Source organism: Saccharicrinis carchari, from assembly GCF_900182605.1.
In the GTDB taxonomy this organism is placed as follows: domain Bacteria; phylum Bacteroidota; class Bacteroidia; order Bacteroidales; family Marinilabiliaceae; genus Saccharicrinis; species Saccharicrinis carchari.
In genome coordinates this window covers 1182083-1200246 of the sequence record NZ_FXTB01000001.1, presented here as the reverse complement: position 1 = coordinate 1200246, position 18164 = coordinate 1182083, and the positions used below count along the sequence as shown (strand labels likewise).

The following is an 18164-nucleotide window of genomic DNA, read 5'->3' as shown; positions in this document are numbered from 1 at the left end:
ACCTATTTAGTGTATCTAAAAAAACACTGACATAAGGGATATGTGTATATTAATCGCATACTTTAGGTGTAAGAAATGTGCGAAAGTTTTACCTTTTTTAATCGGAACAAGTGCATCTCTCACTCATGCTTGCATAATCCAACATGCCGGTTAGCTTAGGCTCAGTGTAAAAAACAAATTCTACGGATAGTAATAGCTTTTTACAAATTTTTATGTTTTGTTATTTCCAACGCAAAAGCTTAGTTTATAAAATGCCTTTCGTTATATTTGTTGTTGTTTACAGCATCATTGCCTTAATTGTTTAGTTTAAAGCGGTTTAGGTAGCTGCTACATTCTATAATATAAATATTACAACCGTGGCAAAAAAAAAATCTTTTAAAATAGGCTCCACCATCATCCTTATTGTTGTGATGGCAGGTATTATACTTTATCCAAAACTAAAACCGCTTTTTGCAGATCAAAATAAATCCGGTTCACCATCAAGAGGGCCTGGAATGGGTGGAGAGAGGCAAGCTATTTATGCCAGTGGGTATGTAATTAAACCTTCCGATATGAGCGAGCTTTTATATAGCACCGGTTCTTTACTGCCCGACGAAGTAGTGGATTTGGCTTTTGAAACTTCGGGAAAAGTGGTGGGTATTTATTTTTCCGAGGGGCGCTCGGTAAAAAAGGGAGCTTTGCTGGCCAAAATTAACGACAAGCCATTGCAGGCACAGTTGTTAAAACTACAGGCACAAAAAAAATTGGTTACGGAACGTGAGTTTCGGCAAAAGCAGTTATTGGAGCGCGATGCGATCAGCCGCGAAAGTTATGACCAGGTGGCCACGGAGCTGCAGACTATCGAAGCCGACATTATGCTCATTGAGGCACGTATAGCCGAAACAGAACTACGTGCACCTTTTGATGGTACCGTAGGGCTGCGGATGATTTCGGAAGGAGCCTATGCCACCACCCAAACCAAAATTGTACGATTGGTGAAAACCCGGCCTTTGAAGATAGAGTTTTCCATTCCGGAACGCTACTCCGGAGAAGTAACACCCGGTTTTCCGCTCACATTTCAAGTAGATGGATTCCCTGAACCTTTTGAGGCAAAGGTATATGCCATTGCCCCACAGGTGGATATAAATACACGTACTATCGTGGTGAGGGCAATGTATGCCAATAAAAATGAGGAACTAAAGCCGGGGCGATTTGCCAGTGTAAGGGCGCGCCTGTCCGAAATAAAAAATACAGCATCCATACCCACACAGGCATTAATTGCCGAAATGTCGGGCGAAAAGGTGTTTATTTATAAAAACGGGAGAGCAAAGGAAGTGAAAGTAGGTACCGGCTTACGCACCGAATCGCACATACAAATACGTACAGGCCTTAGTTTTGGCGATACCCTGCTTACTACAGCCATACTGCAACTCAGGGAAGATGTGCCGGTGCGGCTTGACACTTTGATTGTCAATCATTAAAAGGAGAATAAACAATATGAGTCTTTCATCAATAAGTATACAGCGCCCCGTTCTGGCTACCGTTTTCTCACTGGTTATCCTACTTTTTGGAGCTATTGGGATTACCTATTTAGGCGTGCGGGAGTTTCCCAGTGTCGATCCGCCCATCATATCGGTGAGCACCTCCTACCCCGGTGCCAATTCCGATGTTATTGAATCGCAGATTACCGAGCCACTAGAACAATCTATCAACGGCATACCGGGCATACGCACCCTTACCAGTAGCAGTAGTCAGGGACGAAGCCGCATTACGGTTGAGTTTGAGCTGAGTGTGGACCTGGAGACGGCCGCTAACGATGTGCGCGATAAGGTTTCGCAGGCACAACGCTATCTGCCGCGCGATGTGGATCCGCCCACCGTTACAAAGGCCGATGCCGATGCCAGTCCTATTCTGATGGTTGCTGTGCGAAGTCCCAAACGATCGCTACTGGAACTATCAGAGATTGCGGAACTAACTTTTAAGGAACAATTGCAAACCGTATCGGGTGTAAGCTCAGTGGCCATATGGGGCGAAAAACGTTATGCCATGCGTATATGGCTCGACCCGGCTAAGCTGGCAGGCTACCAAATGACGCCCCTGGACGTGCGCAACGCACTACAACGCGAAAACGTGGAACTTCCAGCCGGGAGTATCGAGGGCAACACCACCGAACTGACCATACGTACACTGGGTCTGATGACTACGCCCGAGGAGTTCGACAACCTGATACTTAAACAGGAGGGTAGTCAGCTCATCCGGGTACGCGACATAGGCCGTGCCGAACTGGGGCCCGAGGACTTACGTGGCATCATGAAAATGAACGGCATACCCATGGTGGCCACCGTAATTATACCTCAGCCCGGAGCCAATCACATCGAAATAGTAGATGATGTGTACCAACGGCTAGCTTTCATAAAAAAGGATTTGCCGGATGATGTAGATTTTGAAATAGGTTTTGACAATACGGATTATATCCGCGCATCCATCAGCGAAGTGGAAACCACTATTTACGTGGCTTTTTTGTTGGTGGTTATCATTATCTTTTTCTTTTTGCGCGATTGGCGCACTACAATTATCCCCATACTGGTAATCCCGGTTTCGCTGGTTGGTACTTTTTTTATCATGTACCTTGCTAATTTCACCATCAACGTGCTCACCTTACTGGCTATTGTACTTTCCATAGGTTTAGTTGTGGATGATGCTATTGTAATGATGGAAAATATATATGTAAAGATTGAGCGTGGTATGAGCCCCCGAAAAGCCGGACTGGAAGGCGCCAATGAAATATTTTTTGCTATCATCGCAACTACCGTTACCCTGGTGGCCGTTTTCTTTCCCATTGTATTTCTGGAGGGGATGACGGGACGGCTTTTTCGAGAGTTTAGCATTGTTATTGCCGGTGCGGTGGCCATCTCATCCTTTGTGGCGCTTACTTTTACGCCTATGCTTAGTACCAAGTTGCTTAAAACCAGGCAAAAGCACAGCCAGTTTTATAATTGGTCTGAAAAATATTTTGTTCGACTTAACAATACCTACAAAGGATCGTTGGATAGATTTCTGCAACGAAAATTTATCTCTCTTTTTATTTTGATAGGTTCAGGGCTGCTCATCTTTGCTTTATGGAAAGCCATTCCTGCTGAAATGGCGCCACTGGAAGACCGTTCGCAATTTAACGTGCGGATAACGCCGCCCCAGGGTGCTACCTACGAGTTTAACTTCGACTATGTGGAGGATGTGGGGGCTTTAGTAAAAGAGGAGGTACCCGAGGCTTCAAATATTATTACACTGGTTAGGGGTAGTTGGGCTTTTGTACGTACGGCCCTGGTTAAACCTGCGGAGCGTGAACGGTCGCAGCAGGAAATTGCGAGCCGATTGACCGGCGAGTTGCGCAAAAAAACCAAGGCCCGTTCCAATATTGTGCAACGTTCCACCTTTGGTGGAAGACGAGCGCGCCAGCCCATTCAATATGTTTTGCAGGCACCTACTATTGATAAATTGCGTAAAATATTACCGGCATTTATGGCCAGAGTGCACGATAATCCTATGTTTGTGATGGCCGATGTAAACCTAAAATTCACCAAGCCGGAGTTACAAATCGAAATAAATCGCGATAAAGCCAATCTTCTGGGTGTTTCCACACAAAATATTGGGCAAACACTGCAGTTGGCGCTTAGCGGGCAACGTTTCGGTTATTTTATTATGAATGGTAAGCAATACGAAATCCTGGGCGAAATACCCCGAGAGGCACGTAACAAACCTTTAGATTTAAAATCGCTGTACGTACGCAACAACAAGGGCGATATGATGCAATTGGATAATTTTGTTACTTTACGTGAAACTACCGCTCCACCTCAATTATACCGTTACAACCGTTTTGTGGCGGCCACCGTTTCATCCAGCTTGGCCGATGGCTATACCATAAGTGAGGGAATTGCCGAAATGGACAGGATAGCCAAAGATGTACTTGACGATTCGTTCCGTACTGCCCTCGATGGTGATTCAAAAGACTTTATGGAAAGTTCATCGAGCCTGATGTTTGCTTTCCTGCTGGCCATACTGCTTATCTTTTTGGTGCTCTCGGCACAGTTCGAGAGTTTTAAGGATCCTATTATCGTAATGATGACCGTTCCCCTGGCATTAACGGGAGCGCTAATATTTATGTGGTATTTTAATATTACTATGAATATATTTAGCCAGATAGGCATTATCATGTTGATTGGATTGGTAAGTAAAAACGGAATTTTGATTGTTGAATTTGCCAACCAGCGCAAAGCGGCCGGCTTGGACAAATTGGAGGCTATAAAATTTGCATCGGCGGCACGTTTTCGCCCTATTCTTATGACCAGCCTCTCTACCATTCTGGGTATTTTACCCCTTGCTATGGGATTGGGCGAGGGCGCTCAAAGCCGTATAGCTATGGGTACTGCTGTAGTTGGCGGACTGGTAATTGCTACTTTTTTAACCTTGTACGTTATCCCCGGTATTTACTTATTGATATCGAGCGAACGAAAAAAATAATGACCACAATGCTGTTATTAAAACCGAAATATCTGAGTACTAAAAAAGACTGCATAAAATGGCACTCCTTATTTTTGCTGATCTTTTTGTGGGCGACTGACCTGGGTGCACAGGAAATTTATGATTTAGAACGTTGCGTGACCACCGGACTGGAACAAAATTTTACCGTAAAAGTGGCTCGTAACAATGCACAAATGGCCGATAATAATGTTACCATTGGTAATGCAGGCTTTTTACCCACTTTATCGGCCAGCGGTCGCTTGGGTGGTAATGTGAACTCCACGGTTCAGAACATGAACGATGATACCAAAAAAGAGACCAGCGGCGTACACAACACCACAGGCTCTGCCGGTATCAACTTTAGTATGCCGCTGTTTAGGGGCTTTAATGTGCAAACCTCGTGGCAAAAATTGCATGAGCTGAACCGGATGGGAGAGCTAAATGTCCAAATGTCGATGGAAAATCTGGTGGCCCAAATTGTGTCGGAATATTATTATTATATCCAGCAGTTGAATTACCAAAACAACATGAAATATGCTGTTTCGCTTTCACGAGAAAGAGTGAGAATTGATGAGGAGCGTTATCTGTTGGGTTCATCATCAAAATTGGAATTATTGCAATCGGTAGTTTACCTTAATGCCGACAGCTCGCGCCTGGCAAGACAGAATGAAGCGATTCTGGAATCGGAGGTACGTCTGAAAAAACTGATGGCTCTGGAAAATATTGAGGAAAATATACAAGTGGCCGATACTTCTATTGCGGTAAACCCAAATTTGTTGTATGCCGAGCTGCTGGAAATGACCCTGGTACGAAATACCGGCCTTCAAATGGCAAAAAAAAATCAGCTTATCTCAGAGCTGGATTATAAAATAATAGCCTCGCGTTCCTATCCATACTTAAACCTTACTTCAGGATATAATTATGGATACCGAGGATACGGTTCGGGTACTTTGGGCGATTATGGGGAGCGTAGCCTGAAAAATCAACATAATCGTACATTTGATTATGGTATCACCTTAGGAATGGATATTTTCGACGGTTTTAACCGGCGCCGCGAAAAAGCCAATGCTACTATTGAAATAGAAAATAAGGTGCACCGCTATCAGGAGGTGGAGCAGGATATTAAAGCCGAGTTGCTGACCATTTATTATGCTTATGAAAATAACTTAAGACTGTTGCAATTAGAGGAACAAAATTTAGGTGTAGCGCGTGAAAACTTAGAAATAGCCATGGAGCGCTACCGCTTGGGAGCACTATCCGGCCTGGAACTGCGCGAGGTGCAAAAGAGCCTCCTCGATGCCGAAGAAAGACTCATATCGGTAAAATTTCAGACCAAACTGGCGGAGATATCCCTGCTGCAAATGGCGGGTAAAATTATGGATTATGTTTGAGCAGTTAGCAATTAGCAGTTAACAGTTAACAGTTAGCAGTAATCAGGAATCAGGTGGAGCAATGCAACATCCCGTCCCCTTATTCAAATTTAAATTTTGACGGCGTGTTTGTTGATAAACTGGGAAAGCAGTAGTCAGTTATCAGTTATCAGTTATCAGTTATCAGTTATCAGTAAACAGTTATCAGTAAACAGTTATCAGTTTGCCGGTTTTACGGGTTGCGCAATTTTCTGTTCGCTATCCGCTTCTTTATTGTCATTTACGTGTAACTTTCAACTTGTAATTTTCTACTTGTAACTCTAACCTCTAACCTCTAATCTCTAATCTCTAATCTCTAATCTCTGTTTTTTATTTATCTTTAATCACATGAAATTTAAAGCGCTAAAATACCTAGGCTTCTTTTTTAGCAGCATGGCCATGTGCTTAATTGTCTTTGATTTTGGGTTTAGTCAAAAATTGGATTTGCTACTTGCTATCAATACAGCTTATCCTATTTTATTGGGTGGCATTATAGTTGGTGTACCGATAAAGTATATCGTTAATTTTAAAAATTATCAGAAAGTAAGAATATGGCTTATTGAAATCACCTTGTGGCTTTTTTATGTGGGGGTAATGGTTGTTGTTCCTTTTGGCTCCTTGGTAAGCGATTCGTTTAGTACTTGGGCGAATCCTAAAATAATACTCTTTTTTGCGTTTGCCTTAAGTTTTGTGCGCGAAGCATCTGAGTTAAAATTGAATTGGCGGTATCAACGCACTAATCCGGCAATAATTTTTGTGTTAAGTTTTGCCTTGCTCATTTTGGTGGGCAGCTTGCTCCTTATGCTACCCAAGGCCACCCATAGCGACATCAGCTTTACAAATGCCTTATTTACATCTACTAGTGCTGTTTGTGTTACCGGCTTGACTGTGGTAGATACGGGCAGCTATTTTACTGTGTTTGGTCAAGTTATTATTCTGATTTTGATGCAGTTGGGTGGTTTGGGTATTATGACCTTTACCAGTTTTTTTGCTTACTTCTTTTTAGGTGGCTCTTCGTACCAAAACCTTTTATTGTTGGGTGACTTTACCAACGAAAATAAAATATCCAAAGTTCTATCCACCTTAAAAAAAATACTTGTATTTACCCTATTGGCCGAAGGTGTTGGTGTTGTGCTTATCTACTTGCATGTGAAGGATATGACCCTCCCGGGCGATACAAACACTATTTTCTTTTCTCTTTTTCATGCTGTTTCGGCATTTTGCAATGCCGGGTTCTCCACGCTTTCCAATAGCTTTTTTGAGATAGGGTTTCGCTTTAATTATAGCCTTCACTTTGTAATTGCTTTACTGTTTATTGTGGGTGGACTGGGGTTTCCTGTTATTATTAATCTGTACGCCTGGTGCAGGTATTACATCGGAAATGGCTTGCAACGATTCTATAAACGGAAAGGCGTTTTTTATCGAGCCAATGTGCTTACCTTAAATAGTAAGTTGGTTTTATATACTACATTTGGTTTGCTACTGGTGGGTACACTAATTTTCTGGGCTTTGGAGTATAATAATACCCTGGCACAGCATCGCGGCTTTGGTAAGTTGCTGACCGCTTTTTTTGCCGCAGCAACACCTCGAACTGCGGGCTTTACCACCATAGATACCGCTATGATGGGTGTTCCGGCCATGATGTTTGTTGTGTTTTTTATGTGGATTGGTGCTTCCCCGGCTTCTACCGGTGGAGGTATTAAAACAAGTACTTTTGCGTTGGCCTTTTTAAATGCTATTAGTTTGGCCAAGGGCAAGAGTAAGGTGGAACTGAACAAGCGCGAAATACAGGACAGTTCGCTTAGGCGTTCCTTCGCTTTTGTTTTTCTATCCCTGTTTTTTATCGGCTTGGTTATTTTACTAATCACTGTAGTTGAGCCGGATAAAAAAGCACATGATTTAATTTTTGAAGTTTTTTCGGCTTTTAGCACTGTAGGGTTGAGCAGGGGAATAACAGGCGATTTATCCATCTGGGGCAAGTATTTAATTATTAGTACCATGTTTATAGGTAGGATAGGGGCACTCACTTTTTTGACTTCACTGCTCAAGAAAATAAAACAAAAGAATAACGAATACCCTACCGAGGGTGTTTTAATCAACTAACAATTACGTATTATGAACTTTTTAATCATCGGATTAGGAAATTTCGGGTCGTCATTGGCCATACGCCTAACGGAGCTTGGGCATGAGGTTATCGGGGTAGATAGCCGTATGGCTAATGTAGAAGCGCTTAAAAACGACATTACCCATACCATTCGTGCCGACTGTACGGACTTGCACTCGGCTATGGAGCTCCCCATAAGCGATGCCGATGCTGTTATCATGTGCATTGGTGAAAATGAAGGTAATTCGATTATGGCAACTGCAGTACTTAAACAATTGAATGCTAAACGGATTATTGGAAGAATAGTTTCCGATACACAAGCCACCGTGTTAAATGCCATGGGGATTGAGGAAATCGTTCATCCCGAAAAGGATTCTGCCGATAAACTGGCCAAAAACCTAACGACGGAAGGCCTGATAGATTCCTTTGAATTGTCGGATAGGTACAGCATCGTTAAAATTGATGTGCCCGAACAATATGAAGGCAAAACCTTACAGGAGTTGGATTTGCGCGAAAAATTTAATCTCACCATTCTAACCACCATGAGGAAAACCTATAAGCGGAGCTTACTGGGTTTTAAACAATCGAACTTGCAAGTGCAAGGTATTGCCAAAGCTGATACCGTGCTGCACAAGGATGATATAATGGTGGTTTTTGGCGAGGATAAGGATATTGAGCGGTTTTTGAAATAGGGTGCAAAAGTATAATGTGTGAAATTGAGATACAAAAAAATCCCCCACTGAGCATGCAATGGGGGATGAATTTCTCTAATAACTATCCGAACGGTTTAGGCAAGAATTAATCGTTCGATATCGGTTTTTACATCTGTGATGCCACCAATACCAAAGTTTTCAACCAATACCTTGGTTACGTTAGGTGATAGGAATGCGGGCAATGTAGGTCCCAGGTTGATGTTTTTAACACCCAGGCTAAGCAGAGCCAATAATACAATTACAGCTTTTTGCTCGTACCAGGCAATGTTGTATACAATAGGGAGATCGTTGATGTCGTCCAAGCCAAACACCTCTTTTAGTTTAAGCGCTATTACAGCCAGTGAATACGAATCGTTGCACTGTCCTGCATCCAATACCCTTGGTATACCACCAATGTCGCCCAACTGAAGTTTATTGTAACGGTACTTGGCACATCCTGCCGTCATAATAACCGTGTCGTTGGGCAGTTCGCTTGCAAAATCAGTATAATAATTGCGGTCGCTCATTCTTCCGTCGCAACCACCCATTACCACAAACTTTTTAATGGCACCACTCTTTACGGCATCTACTACTTTGTCGGCCAGTTGCATCACTTGCTTGTGTGCAAAGCCGCCCACAATTTCTCCGGTTTCTATTTCTGTTGGGGCAGCACATTTTTTGGCATGTTCTATTATAATGCTAAAGTCTTTGGGCTGTCCGTTTTTACGGTCGGGAATGTGCGTGCATCCTTCAAATCCGCTGGTGCCGGTTGTGTATATGCGGTCTATGTAACTCTCTTTTGGTGGTACAATACAATTGGTGGTAAAAAGTACAGGCCCGTTAAAGCTCTCGAACTCTTCTTTTTGTTTCCACCAGGCATTCCCGTAGTTACCCACAAAATGCGCATACTTTTTAAAGGCAGGATAGTAGTTAGCCGGTAACATTTCGCTGTGCGTATAAACATCCACGCCGGTGCCCTCGGTTTGCTTTAATAGCTCTTCCATGTCTTTCATGTCGTGACCCGAAATAAGGATAGCCGGGTTGTTGCGTACGCCCAGGTTCACCGATGTTATTTCCGGGTTACCGTAGGTTTCAGTGTTGGCCTTGTCGAGCAGTGCCATCACATCAACGCCGTTTTTCCCGGTTTCCAGTACCAGTGCAACCAATTCATCAACATTTAAATTGTTGTCGGTAGAGGCTACCAAAGCTTTTTGAATAAATGCACAAACCTCTTTATTCTCATAACCCAGGTTCATGGCGTGCTCGGCGTAAGCAGCCATACCTTTTACGCCATATATCATGAGTTCTTTTAAGGAGCGGATATCCTCGTTTTCGATAGATAAAACACCGATAGAAGGTGCTATCGACAAAAAGTCGCTTTTGGTTTTACCTGCGTATTTAACACTGGGTTCGTCCGTAGGAACTGTTACACCTTTGGCTTCTATGTTGGCTATAAGCTCATCTCTAAGTGCGATACCTTCCCGTATCTTTTCTTCTATCTTAGCCCCATCAAAATTGGCGTTGGTAATGGTGATGAACAAAGCGTCGATCAAATATTTGTAGGCTTTGTCGCTATCCAATCCTTTGGTGGCTGCCGCTGTGTTTGCATGAGCCAATCCCTTGGATACAAACAACAATACATCTTGCAGTGCTGCTACCTCATCGGTTTTGCCGCAAACTCCCTTAATGGTGCAGCCCGTTCCTTTGGCTGCTTCCTGACACTGATAACAAAACATGTTCATAACTTAATTTTTTATTTTATGGATAATGTGTTTATATACTTTAAATATACTTATTTCTTCAGTCAATAGGGCCGTGTATGGCAATTATTCTTAGATAGAAGAGCCTCCGGTATTCAGTTTGTTTTAGTTTTTTACTTACCGCTATCACTTTTTAAGTGAGTGGGTTAATTATTGACTGCCCAATGTTAACAATACTCTGCCTACACCCACTCTTCGCTTAATACTTCGCCTTCAATGGATATAATGGCTCTTTTGAGGGGTACTTTGCGCGATGCCAATTGTAAAGCTTGTTGTGCCAAGGCCATCAGGCCGCCACAGCAGGGTACTTCCATCATAACTACCGTTAATGAATTGATACGGGCATCATCTATCAACGATACGAGTTTTTTTAAGTAGGAATCCATGCCATCATCCAGTTTTGGACAGGCGTTGGCCAAAACTTTATTTTTCAGAAATTTTTGATGGAAATTGCCCATGGCAAACGGAGCGCAATCGGCAGCCAGCACCATGTCAGCATCTTTAAAAAACCCGGCACCGGGATTTATCAAATGCATTTGCGTGGGCCATTGTCTAAGTTCGGAATTTTGTGGCGCGGTCGTTGCGGCACCGGCCATCGAAAACGTGGGTCGTTTAATCTCTTTACTCTGCGACCCCGGGCATGAACCTCCATTGTGGCCGGTGGCTTGTGGGTTGTTTTTTCCGTGCATAGCGTTTATTACCTCTTGAATATCAAAATTATATTTATCTGTGTTGTTTTTTAAATAAGTCATTGCTTCTTTTACAAAGCCCATTTCGTTATGGTCGCGTAAATGCTTTAGGTGGGCAATAACGGTGTTTATGCCTTTGGTTACCATTATTTCCATCACCTTTGTTTCGTTGTAGGGCTCGGCTTCGCGACGCTCTATTTCCATGGCTCCCATGGGGCAATGTCCCAGGCAGGCGCCCAGTCCGTCGCACATCAAGTCGCTTATCAGGCGGGCTTTGCCGTCTATTATTTGCAATGCGCCCTCATGGCATCCGGGAATGCACTCTCCGCATCCGTTGCACAGCTCTTCATCTATTTTTATAACGTCTCTTACCATTGCTGTTTTTGTGTAGTAATTTTGTTCATTGCAAATATGAGGTGATTTTGAACATCGTGCCTGTAACAAATGTTACAGTTGTTAAAATAAAGTGTACTTTCCGTTCAATTTAAAAATAATACAAAGCTATGCTCACTAACTATATAATACTTGAAAACTGTCCTGTCTTCATCGGATTGTCACTGGAAGAAATAAAAATACTTTTTGGCCAGATTCATTTTCAGGTAAAAAAATACAGTGACGGTCAAGTGGTGGCTCATGCTGGAGATAATGTTGAAAAACTCATAGTTGTTTTAAATGGTAGTGTTAAAGGGGAGATGGTCGATTTTTCGGGTAAAACCATAAAAATTGAAGATATTGAGGCGCCCAAGCCTTTGGCTATTGCTTTTATGTTTGGTAGGTGTAATAAATACCCGGTAAACGTGGTTTCCAACAAGCAATCGGAATTACTTCTTATTCCTAAGGAATCGGTATTGAAGCTATTCACCCTGAACCAAACAATTCTGCTTAACTATCTGAACACAATATCTGATCGGTCGCAGTTTTTAAGTAATAAGATCAGGTTTCTGTCGTTTCAGTCTGTTCGTGGAAAGATAGCCAACTATATTTTGCAGCTTACACAAAGAGATGATTCGCAACAGCTTACCCTTCCTTTATCGCAAAACCAGATGGCAGAACTTTTTGGTGTAGCTCGTCCTTCGGTAGGTCGTGGTATGCGCGAGCTGCATAACGAAGGAATTTTACATGTTAAAGGTAAGGATATAAGGATATTGAATATGAGTGCATTAAAACGGTGCCTCGTATAAAATATAATTTTTTTGTGCTCTGCAAGCAACCATTCCACCTTTTTGCAGTCATACAAACAAACAAACCAATTAAATAAATTTTAAAATGAAGAAGTTATTATTATTGTTTGGAGTGATGGCTTTGCTGACTTACACATCGTGCAATGACGACGACGATCATTATTCCTTGAATAATTTTTGGCTGTCCTCGGGAACGATCAGCAAAGAGGTGGGTTCTTTTTATGTTACCACCGATGAAGGAAAAAAATTGTGGCCCTCGGCCACCAATGTTAATGTGAGTTTATTGGAAGATGGGATGCGTGTTTTGGTCAATTACACCATTTTAGGTGATGCCAACCTTGATTCGGCTTATGATTATCTGGTTAAAATAAACGATGTATCACAAATACTTACCAAACCGGTTTTTGAATTTACTGCACAAACTCCCGATGAGGTGCTGGATTCTATTGGCAACGATGCCGTAACAATAGTGGATACCTGGTTTACCGGAGACTATTTAAATGTAGAATTTGAGTATGGTGGTGGTGGATCTGTTCATTTTATTAACCTGGTGTACGATCAGGAAAATTCCGAAACCGAGACAGGCGAAATTATCCTGGAGTTGAAGCATAATAAAAATATGGATCGTTACAACTATAAACAGTGGGGTATAGCATCTTTTGATGTATCGGGTTTTAAAATTGAGGGTAAGGATGAGGTGGATTTTTTAGTACGCAGCAAAGATAAAGATGGCGAGTATGGTTACAACAAAGTGCTTACTTATATCTTTGGGTCGAGCGAGACGGCTGCTTTGATGAAAAGCAACTACCAACCCAATAAAAAGATTAATTTCAGTTGGATTAAATAATAAAAAAAGGGAACATGATTAATGTTCCCTTTTTTTTTAAAGGTATAGTATTCTGATAACCTATTTGTTAAGCTTTTTTCAGTGTTGCGGGAAAGAAAAATAGAAAGTCTTTTCACATTTTTGTTTGGATGATTAAAAATAAAATCCCTATATTTGCAGCGCATTTGAGGAAAATGCTTCCCAAAGCAAAAGTATAAATGGACCTGTAGCATAATTGGATAGTGCACTGCGTTACGGCCGCAGAGGTTAGGGGTTCGAGTCCCTTCAGGTTCACATCAAATCATTCCAAAATTAGTTAAAAGCGTCTAAAACTTAAGTTTTAGACGCTTTTTTTGGTATGTCAGGCAGGGTAATAGTCTGCCGAGGTGCAAGTCCTCAGGGATCATGCGCAATATTTGGGTTTGCGGAAAAAATAGAGTTGATTTGCTGTTAAAAGGATACAGATAAAAGAAAAGTGTCCACATGGGAATTAAACAATGGCAATAGTTTTAAGTTGAATAATCAATTCTAAGGCGATAGGTTGCAACCAGTGTATTGAATTATTTAAGTATTATCGGGTGTAGCTTGCATCACAACACATCATATCACATCTCATTGACCTTTATAAAGAAGCGAACTATCGCCATAGCTTAAAAACCTAAAATCGTTGTTGAGGGCATATTCATATATCTTTTTCCATGCCTCACCTTTTGTAAAGGCTGCAACTAACAGCAATAAAGTGCTGTTTGGCTGATGGAAATTGGTAATTAGCCTATCTACCACTTTAAATTCGTACCCGGGTGCAATTAATATACCCGTATAACTTTCTAATGTTGAATAATCGTTATCAATTAAATACGCTTTCAATTTTCCAATAGCTTCCGTTAATGAATAGTGCTTGGGTAACTGATAGGCATCCCATTGATTAATAAACAAATCCTTGTTGCCTTCCAGTAATTTTACACCCAACCAATACAGGCTCTCTAAGGTGCGCACGGTGGTTGTTCCGGTGCTGGTGATATTTCCTTTGTATTCGAGGATAAGATTAAGGGTTTCCATATCCACAAAAAAGTGTTCAGTATGCATCTCGTGCTCACCAATCGATTTTGACTTAACAGGCTTAAAAGTGCCGGCCCCAACATGCAAAGTTACGTTACCGGTTTTAATTCCTCTGTCATACAACTGATTCAGTATTTCTTTGGTAAAATGCAAGCCGGCGGTGGGAGCAGCTACCGAACCTTTATAATTGGAGTAAATGGTTTGGTAGCGTAAGGTGTCCAGTTGTTCTGATTCACGCTTTAAATAGGGTGGGATAGGGGTTTTCCCTATGGCCTCCAATACCTCGCCGAAGCTTACTTCATTATTGTCCCATTCAAATTCAATTACTTGTGCATCTTCCAGTGTCTGCTTTCTGCTTATGGCCAGGCGTATCGTTTTACCGGCATGTGCGATATTTTTATATAGTTTACCATCTTTCCATTTTTTTGAATTACCGACGATGCATTTCCAAACAGATTTTGTTTTTGCCTCAAAAGCCATGGAAATATCTGCAGGTTGTACCGGCTCCAGACAGAAAACTTCAATCTGAGCTCCTGTTTCTTTCTTAAAAAGCACACGCGCTTGTATAACTTTCGTATTGTTAAAAAGCAGAAGGCTTTTTGAAGGCAGCAAAGAGGGTATATTACAAAATTTATCTTCGCGGATACCTTTGTTGTAAATCAAAAGCTTAGAGTCAGACCTTTCCTTTAAAGGGTATTTAGCAATCCTATGTTCAGGTAGAAGGTAGGTGTAGTGTTCTATTTTTATGTCTTGCGTGTTCATTTTTTTATTTTGAAGCAACAAAAATAAGCAAGTTTTAGAAAAAGCTGTTACTATTCTCTTTATTAAAGGTCTAAAGCTATTTATTATGTAAAAATTTCAAGCTTTAAACGGGAGGTGGTGTCTATCTGTTGATAACGAAATTTTATTTTATTGCTGCATTTATTATTATAAAACTATATTTGGGAACTTTTTAAACCTGAACGATTCATAAAATTATTGGAAATATTATGAATAAAGTTCAGAATCAGGCTCGCGCGAGTGGGAGCCTGTTCGGCCAGAGAGGGATTGACCCCATGCTATACCGTGGCAATTACGCATGGGCGATGCCGACTTAGTTGAAGTGAAACTATTGAAATAATTTTACTGAATTGAAAATCGACAGCCTGCCTCAGGTTTTTTTATGGCTGTTTAACGTAGTGGTTGGCGGGGATAGTAATAGTTGACTATGCCATAAGCTAACGTCGCCGAAGAGTAATTTTTGCGTTTACAGAAAGCATGCATAGTCAATTATTTGGCTTAGTAAAATAACCAAGGCAGGGTTCAGGTTATTGTTAGGGTGTACGTTATTAGATTTTACAAATCAAAATAATTTAAAGAACAGGTTATGAAAATTTCAGTTGGTGATAAGGTTAGGTTTCTGAACGAAATAGGTGGTGGAACGGTAAGTAGGGTGGAAGAAGGGAAGTTGATTTATGTGCTGGATGATGATGGGTTTGAGGTGCCAACCCTGATAAACGAAGTGGTGGTGGTTGGTAAAAAAGTAGAGGAAGAATCTGATGATTCTGCAGTAAGCCTCGACGCATCTGCACAAAACACATATCAATTCGAAGAAAGCGACGAGGCAGGTGAACCGAAACTGTTGCTGGCTTTCGCAAGGGATGAAGATTTAAGTGGGAATGTGAAACTTTATCTTATAAACGATTCCAATTACTTTGTTTTTTATACAATTGGAAGAATGGATAAGTCTGTGGTTAACAATGCGTACCATGGACTAATCGAGCCAAATACTAAAATACATTTGGATACGCTAGCCATAAATTTTGTGGATGGGATAGAATATGTATGTCAGTTTTTGTTGTATCGACAAAGCAAGCCATATGATCTTCAGCAGCCCGTTTCACACAGCTTTAAATTGGCCGGAGCCAAATTACTTAAAGAAAGTAGCTATCAATCCAACGATTATTTAGAGGATAAAGCCCTAATCATCTACCTAATAAAAGGGGTATTCGAAAAAAAGCTGGAAGAACTCTCCCATGCAGAAATTAACAAGGCCTTAATTCAGAAGGAGCAACAACCAAACACGCTAAAACAGCGTAAAAAAGACAACAAGGAAATGTTAGAAGTGGATTTACATATTCACGCACTCTTAGATGATACCAGGGGCATGTCGAACAAAGAAATACTGGAATACCAATTGGCTAAATTTAACGAAATAATGGAAGCCAATAAGAATAACAAAAATAAAAAAATTGTTTTTATCCATGGTAAAGGAAATGGAGTACTTAAATCGGAAATTATCAAAACTTTAAAGAAAAAGTATACCTGGCACAACTATCAGGATGCCTCGTTTAAAGAATATGGATTTGGGGCTACCATGGTTATTATTTAGCTATAAATATTAATAAAAGTAATAAAAACTTACCTCGGAATTAGGTAAGTTTTTTTATGACAAGTATTGTGACATAGTTAATAAATTTTAATATTTGACAAAAAAATATGGAGTTATATCACAACAGTTTGAAACTAAACACTTTTTTCTCCGTAGAAATTGTTTAAAACCTGATGTGTACCAGTTGTTAGTAAGCATAAACTGTAGAATTTGTTTCTGACGCGAGAAAAGGATTGTAGTTTATACTTTTTAATTCTTTAGTTGTAAGCATCTTAAAGCACCGAAGTCATTATATATTATAATTATGATGAAAAACTTATACCGAGTATTGTCGATTCCCTATGTAATGCTTGTATTGTTCTGTTTTATTCAGGATGGTACAGCACAGATTCCGACAAATCAATGGAATAGATCAAAGATTAATAAATATTTTTCTGATAGGGCGAAATCTTTGGGAGTAGAACAATCAAGCCTTAAGGGAGCGGATGGAAAAATTAACAGTTTTGATGACCAATATTGTTCTGACTTTGGAGTAATAGATATTACACCAGATACTTGGGATCCGAGTACTACAACAATAACCTGGACTATCCAAACTTTTGTTGGTGCCCCCGAATTTCATCCGGATTGGGCGGATGTTGTTGGCACGGGCAACGCTACTGTTTTAAAGTTTTATCCGGATAGAGTTACACCGGAATATTTTGGTGCACCTATATGGTTTGAATATATACAAAGAAATAGCTTAGGTTTTATTGTAGATACTAAGTTTGATTATACTACGGTTTATCTTAGGCCAACAGCATTTGACGTTAGTGGTAATACGGAAGTATGTATAGGTAACTCAGCTATGGTTACTCTTAGTAATTCAGAAGCAGGTGTAGAGTACACTTTGAAAAGAGTTTCCGATGATGCCCCTGTTGGTTTTACCATAACGGGTGCATCCGGTGGTGGTTCAATTAATTTTCCGCTCACTCCTCTTGCTGTTGGAGCTACAGACTACTATGTAGAAGCAATAAACCCCAATAATAATTCTTGTTCATCAATAATGAATGGAACGGCAACGGTAACAGTTCATCCGCTGCCCGTACCTACAGCCGGTAACGACGGCCCAGTTTGTGAAGGCGGAACAATCAACCTATCGGGTGGCCCTGCCGGCATAACATACGCATGGACCGGTCCCAACGGTTTTACCAGCAATCTGCAAAATCCGGTGCTGAGCAATGTAAGCATGGCCGATGCCGGCGTTTACATGCTTACCGTCACCGACGGCAATACCTGTGAACAAAGCACAAACACTACGGTGACGATCAATGCCAACCCAAGCATAACAGCTGGCAGCAACAGCCCCGTATGCGAGGGTTCGGCCATAAACCTTACTTCAAGCCCTGCGGGCGGTTCAGGAACCTATACCGCTTTTAACTGGACGGGCCCTAATGGTTTTACCGCCAGCACACAGAATCCTACGGTGGCTAATGCTACCCTGGCGGCTTCGGGCGATTATACTGTAACGGTAACCGACAACCTGGGTTGTTCGAGTACCTTAGCAGCCACCGAAACGGTGCTTGTAACGGAGCGC

At 41.3% G+C, this 18164-nt stretch carries 12 protein-coding genes and 1 tRNA gene; 10 read left to right on the top strand and 3 right to left on the bottom strand.

From position 1 onward, the window contains the following. The first annotated feature begins 356 nt into the window (after positions 1 to 356). The 5 genes from FN809_RS04295 (at position 357) to FN809_RS04275 (ending at position 8702) form a co-directional block, all read left to right on the top strand. A complete protein-coding gene (locus FN809_RS04295; RefSeq protein WP_142532213.1) occupies positions 357 to 1460 on the top strand; it encodes an efflux RND transporter periplasmic adaptor subunit in 1104 nt (367 codons plus the stop codon). Positions 1461 to 1476: 16 nt separating this feature from the next. Further along, positions 1477 to 4497 carry an efflux RND transporter permease subunit gene (locus FN809_RS04290; protein WP_142532212.1) on the top strand — a complete coding sequence of 1007 codons (3021 nt, stop codon included), beginning with the start codon at positions 1477 to 1479 and terminating at the stop codon, positions 4495 to 4497. A gap of 8 nt (positions 4498 to 4505) precedes the next feature. Further along, positions 4506 to 5888 carry a TolC family protein gene (locus FN809_RS04285; RefSeq protein ID WP_185957435.1) on the top strand — a complete coding sequence of 461 codons (1383 nt, stop codon included), beginning with the start codon at positions 4506 to 4508 and terminating at the stop codon, positions 5886 to 5888. A 366-nt stretch (positions 5889 to 6254) separates the two neighbouring features. Beyond that, entirely contained in the window at positions 6255 to 8009 is a 1755-nt protein-coding gene (locus FN809_RS04280; RefSeq protein WP_142532210.1) for a TrkH family potassium uptake protein, read from the top strand. A gap of 12 nt (positions 8010 to 8021) precedes the next feature. Next, the gene (locus FN809_RS04275; RefSeq protein ID WP_142532209.1) at positions 8022 to 8702 is read left to right on the top strand and encodes a potassium channel family protein; all 681 of its coding nucleotides are present in this window, start codon (positions 8022 to 8024) and stop codon (positions 8700 to 8702) included. 95 nt (positions 8703 to 8797) lie between these two features. Here the strand turns inward: FN809_RS04275 and hcp are convergent, their stop codons facing one another. Next, a complete protein-coding gene (hcp, locus tag FN809_RS04270) occupies positions 8798 to 10444 on the bottom strand; it encodes a hydroxylamine reductase (protein ID WP_142532208.1) in 1647 nt (548 codons plus the stop codon). A 200-nt stretch (positions 10445 to 10644) separates the two neighbouring features. Continuing rightward, a complete protein-coding gene (locus FN809_RS04265; RefSeq protein ID WP_142532207.1) occupies positions 10645 to 11526 on the bottom strand; it encodes an ATP-binding protein in 882 nt (293 codons plus the stop codon). 128 nt (positions 11527 to 11654) lie between these two features. Between FN809_RS04265 and FN809_RS04260 the strand changes: the two genes are divergently transcribed. The 3 genes from FN809_RS04260 to FN809_RS04250 all read left to right on the top strand — a co-directional run bounded on the left by FN809_RS04260 (position 11655) and on the right by FN809_RS04250 (position 13452). Then, positions 11655 to 12332, top strand: coding sequence for a Crp/Fnr family transcriptional regulator (locus FN809_RS04260; RefSeq protein WP_142532206.1), 678 nt, complete (start codon positions 11655 to 11657; stop codon positions 12330 to 12332). Positions 12333 to 12417: 85 nt separating this feature from the next. Beyond that, positions 12418 to 13179 (top strand): NigD1/NigD2 family lipoprotein, encoded by a 762-nt coding sequence (locus tag FN809_RS04255; protein WP_142532205.1) that lies wholly within the window; start codon positions 12418 to 12420, stop codon positions 13177 to 13179. Positions 13180 to 13378: 199 nt separating this feature from the next. Continuing rightward, a tRNA-Arg gene (locus tag FN809_RS04250) sits at positions 13379 to 13452 on the top strand. Positions 13453 to 13770: 318 nt separating this feature from the next. Here the strand turns inward: FN809_RS04250 and FN809_RS04245 are convergent. Further along, positions 13771 to 14979 (bottom strand): S-adenosylmethionine:tRNA ribosyltransferase-isomerase, encoded by a 1209-nt coding sequence (locus FN809_RS04245; RefSeq protein WP_142532204.1) that lies wholly within the window; start codon positions 14977 to 14979, stop codon positions 13771 to 13773. A gap of 604 nt (positions 14980 to 15583) precedes the next feature. Here FN809_RS04245 and FN809_RS04240 point away from each other — a divergent pair. Beyond that, entirely contained in the window at positions 15584 to 16588 is a 1005-nt protein-coding gene (locus tag FN809_RS04240) for a Smr/MutS family protein (protein WP_142532203.1), read from the top strand. A 304-nt stretch (positions 16589 to 16892) separates the two neighbouring features. Beyond that, positions 16893 to 18164, top strand: a 1272-nt coding sequence (locus tag FN809_RS17690) for an immunoglobulin domain-containing protein (protein WP_185957434.1), incomplete at its 3' end; no start/stop codon positions are given.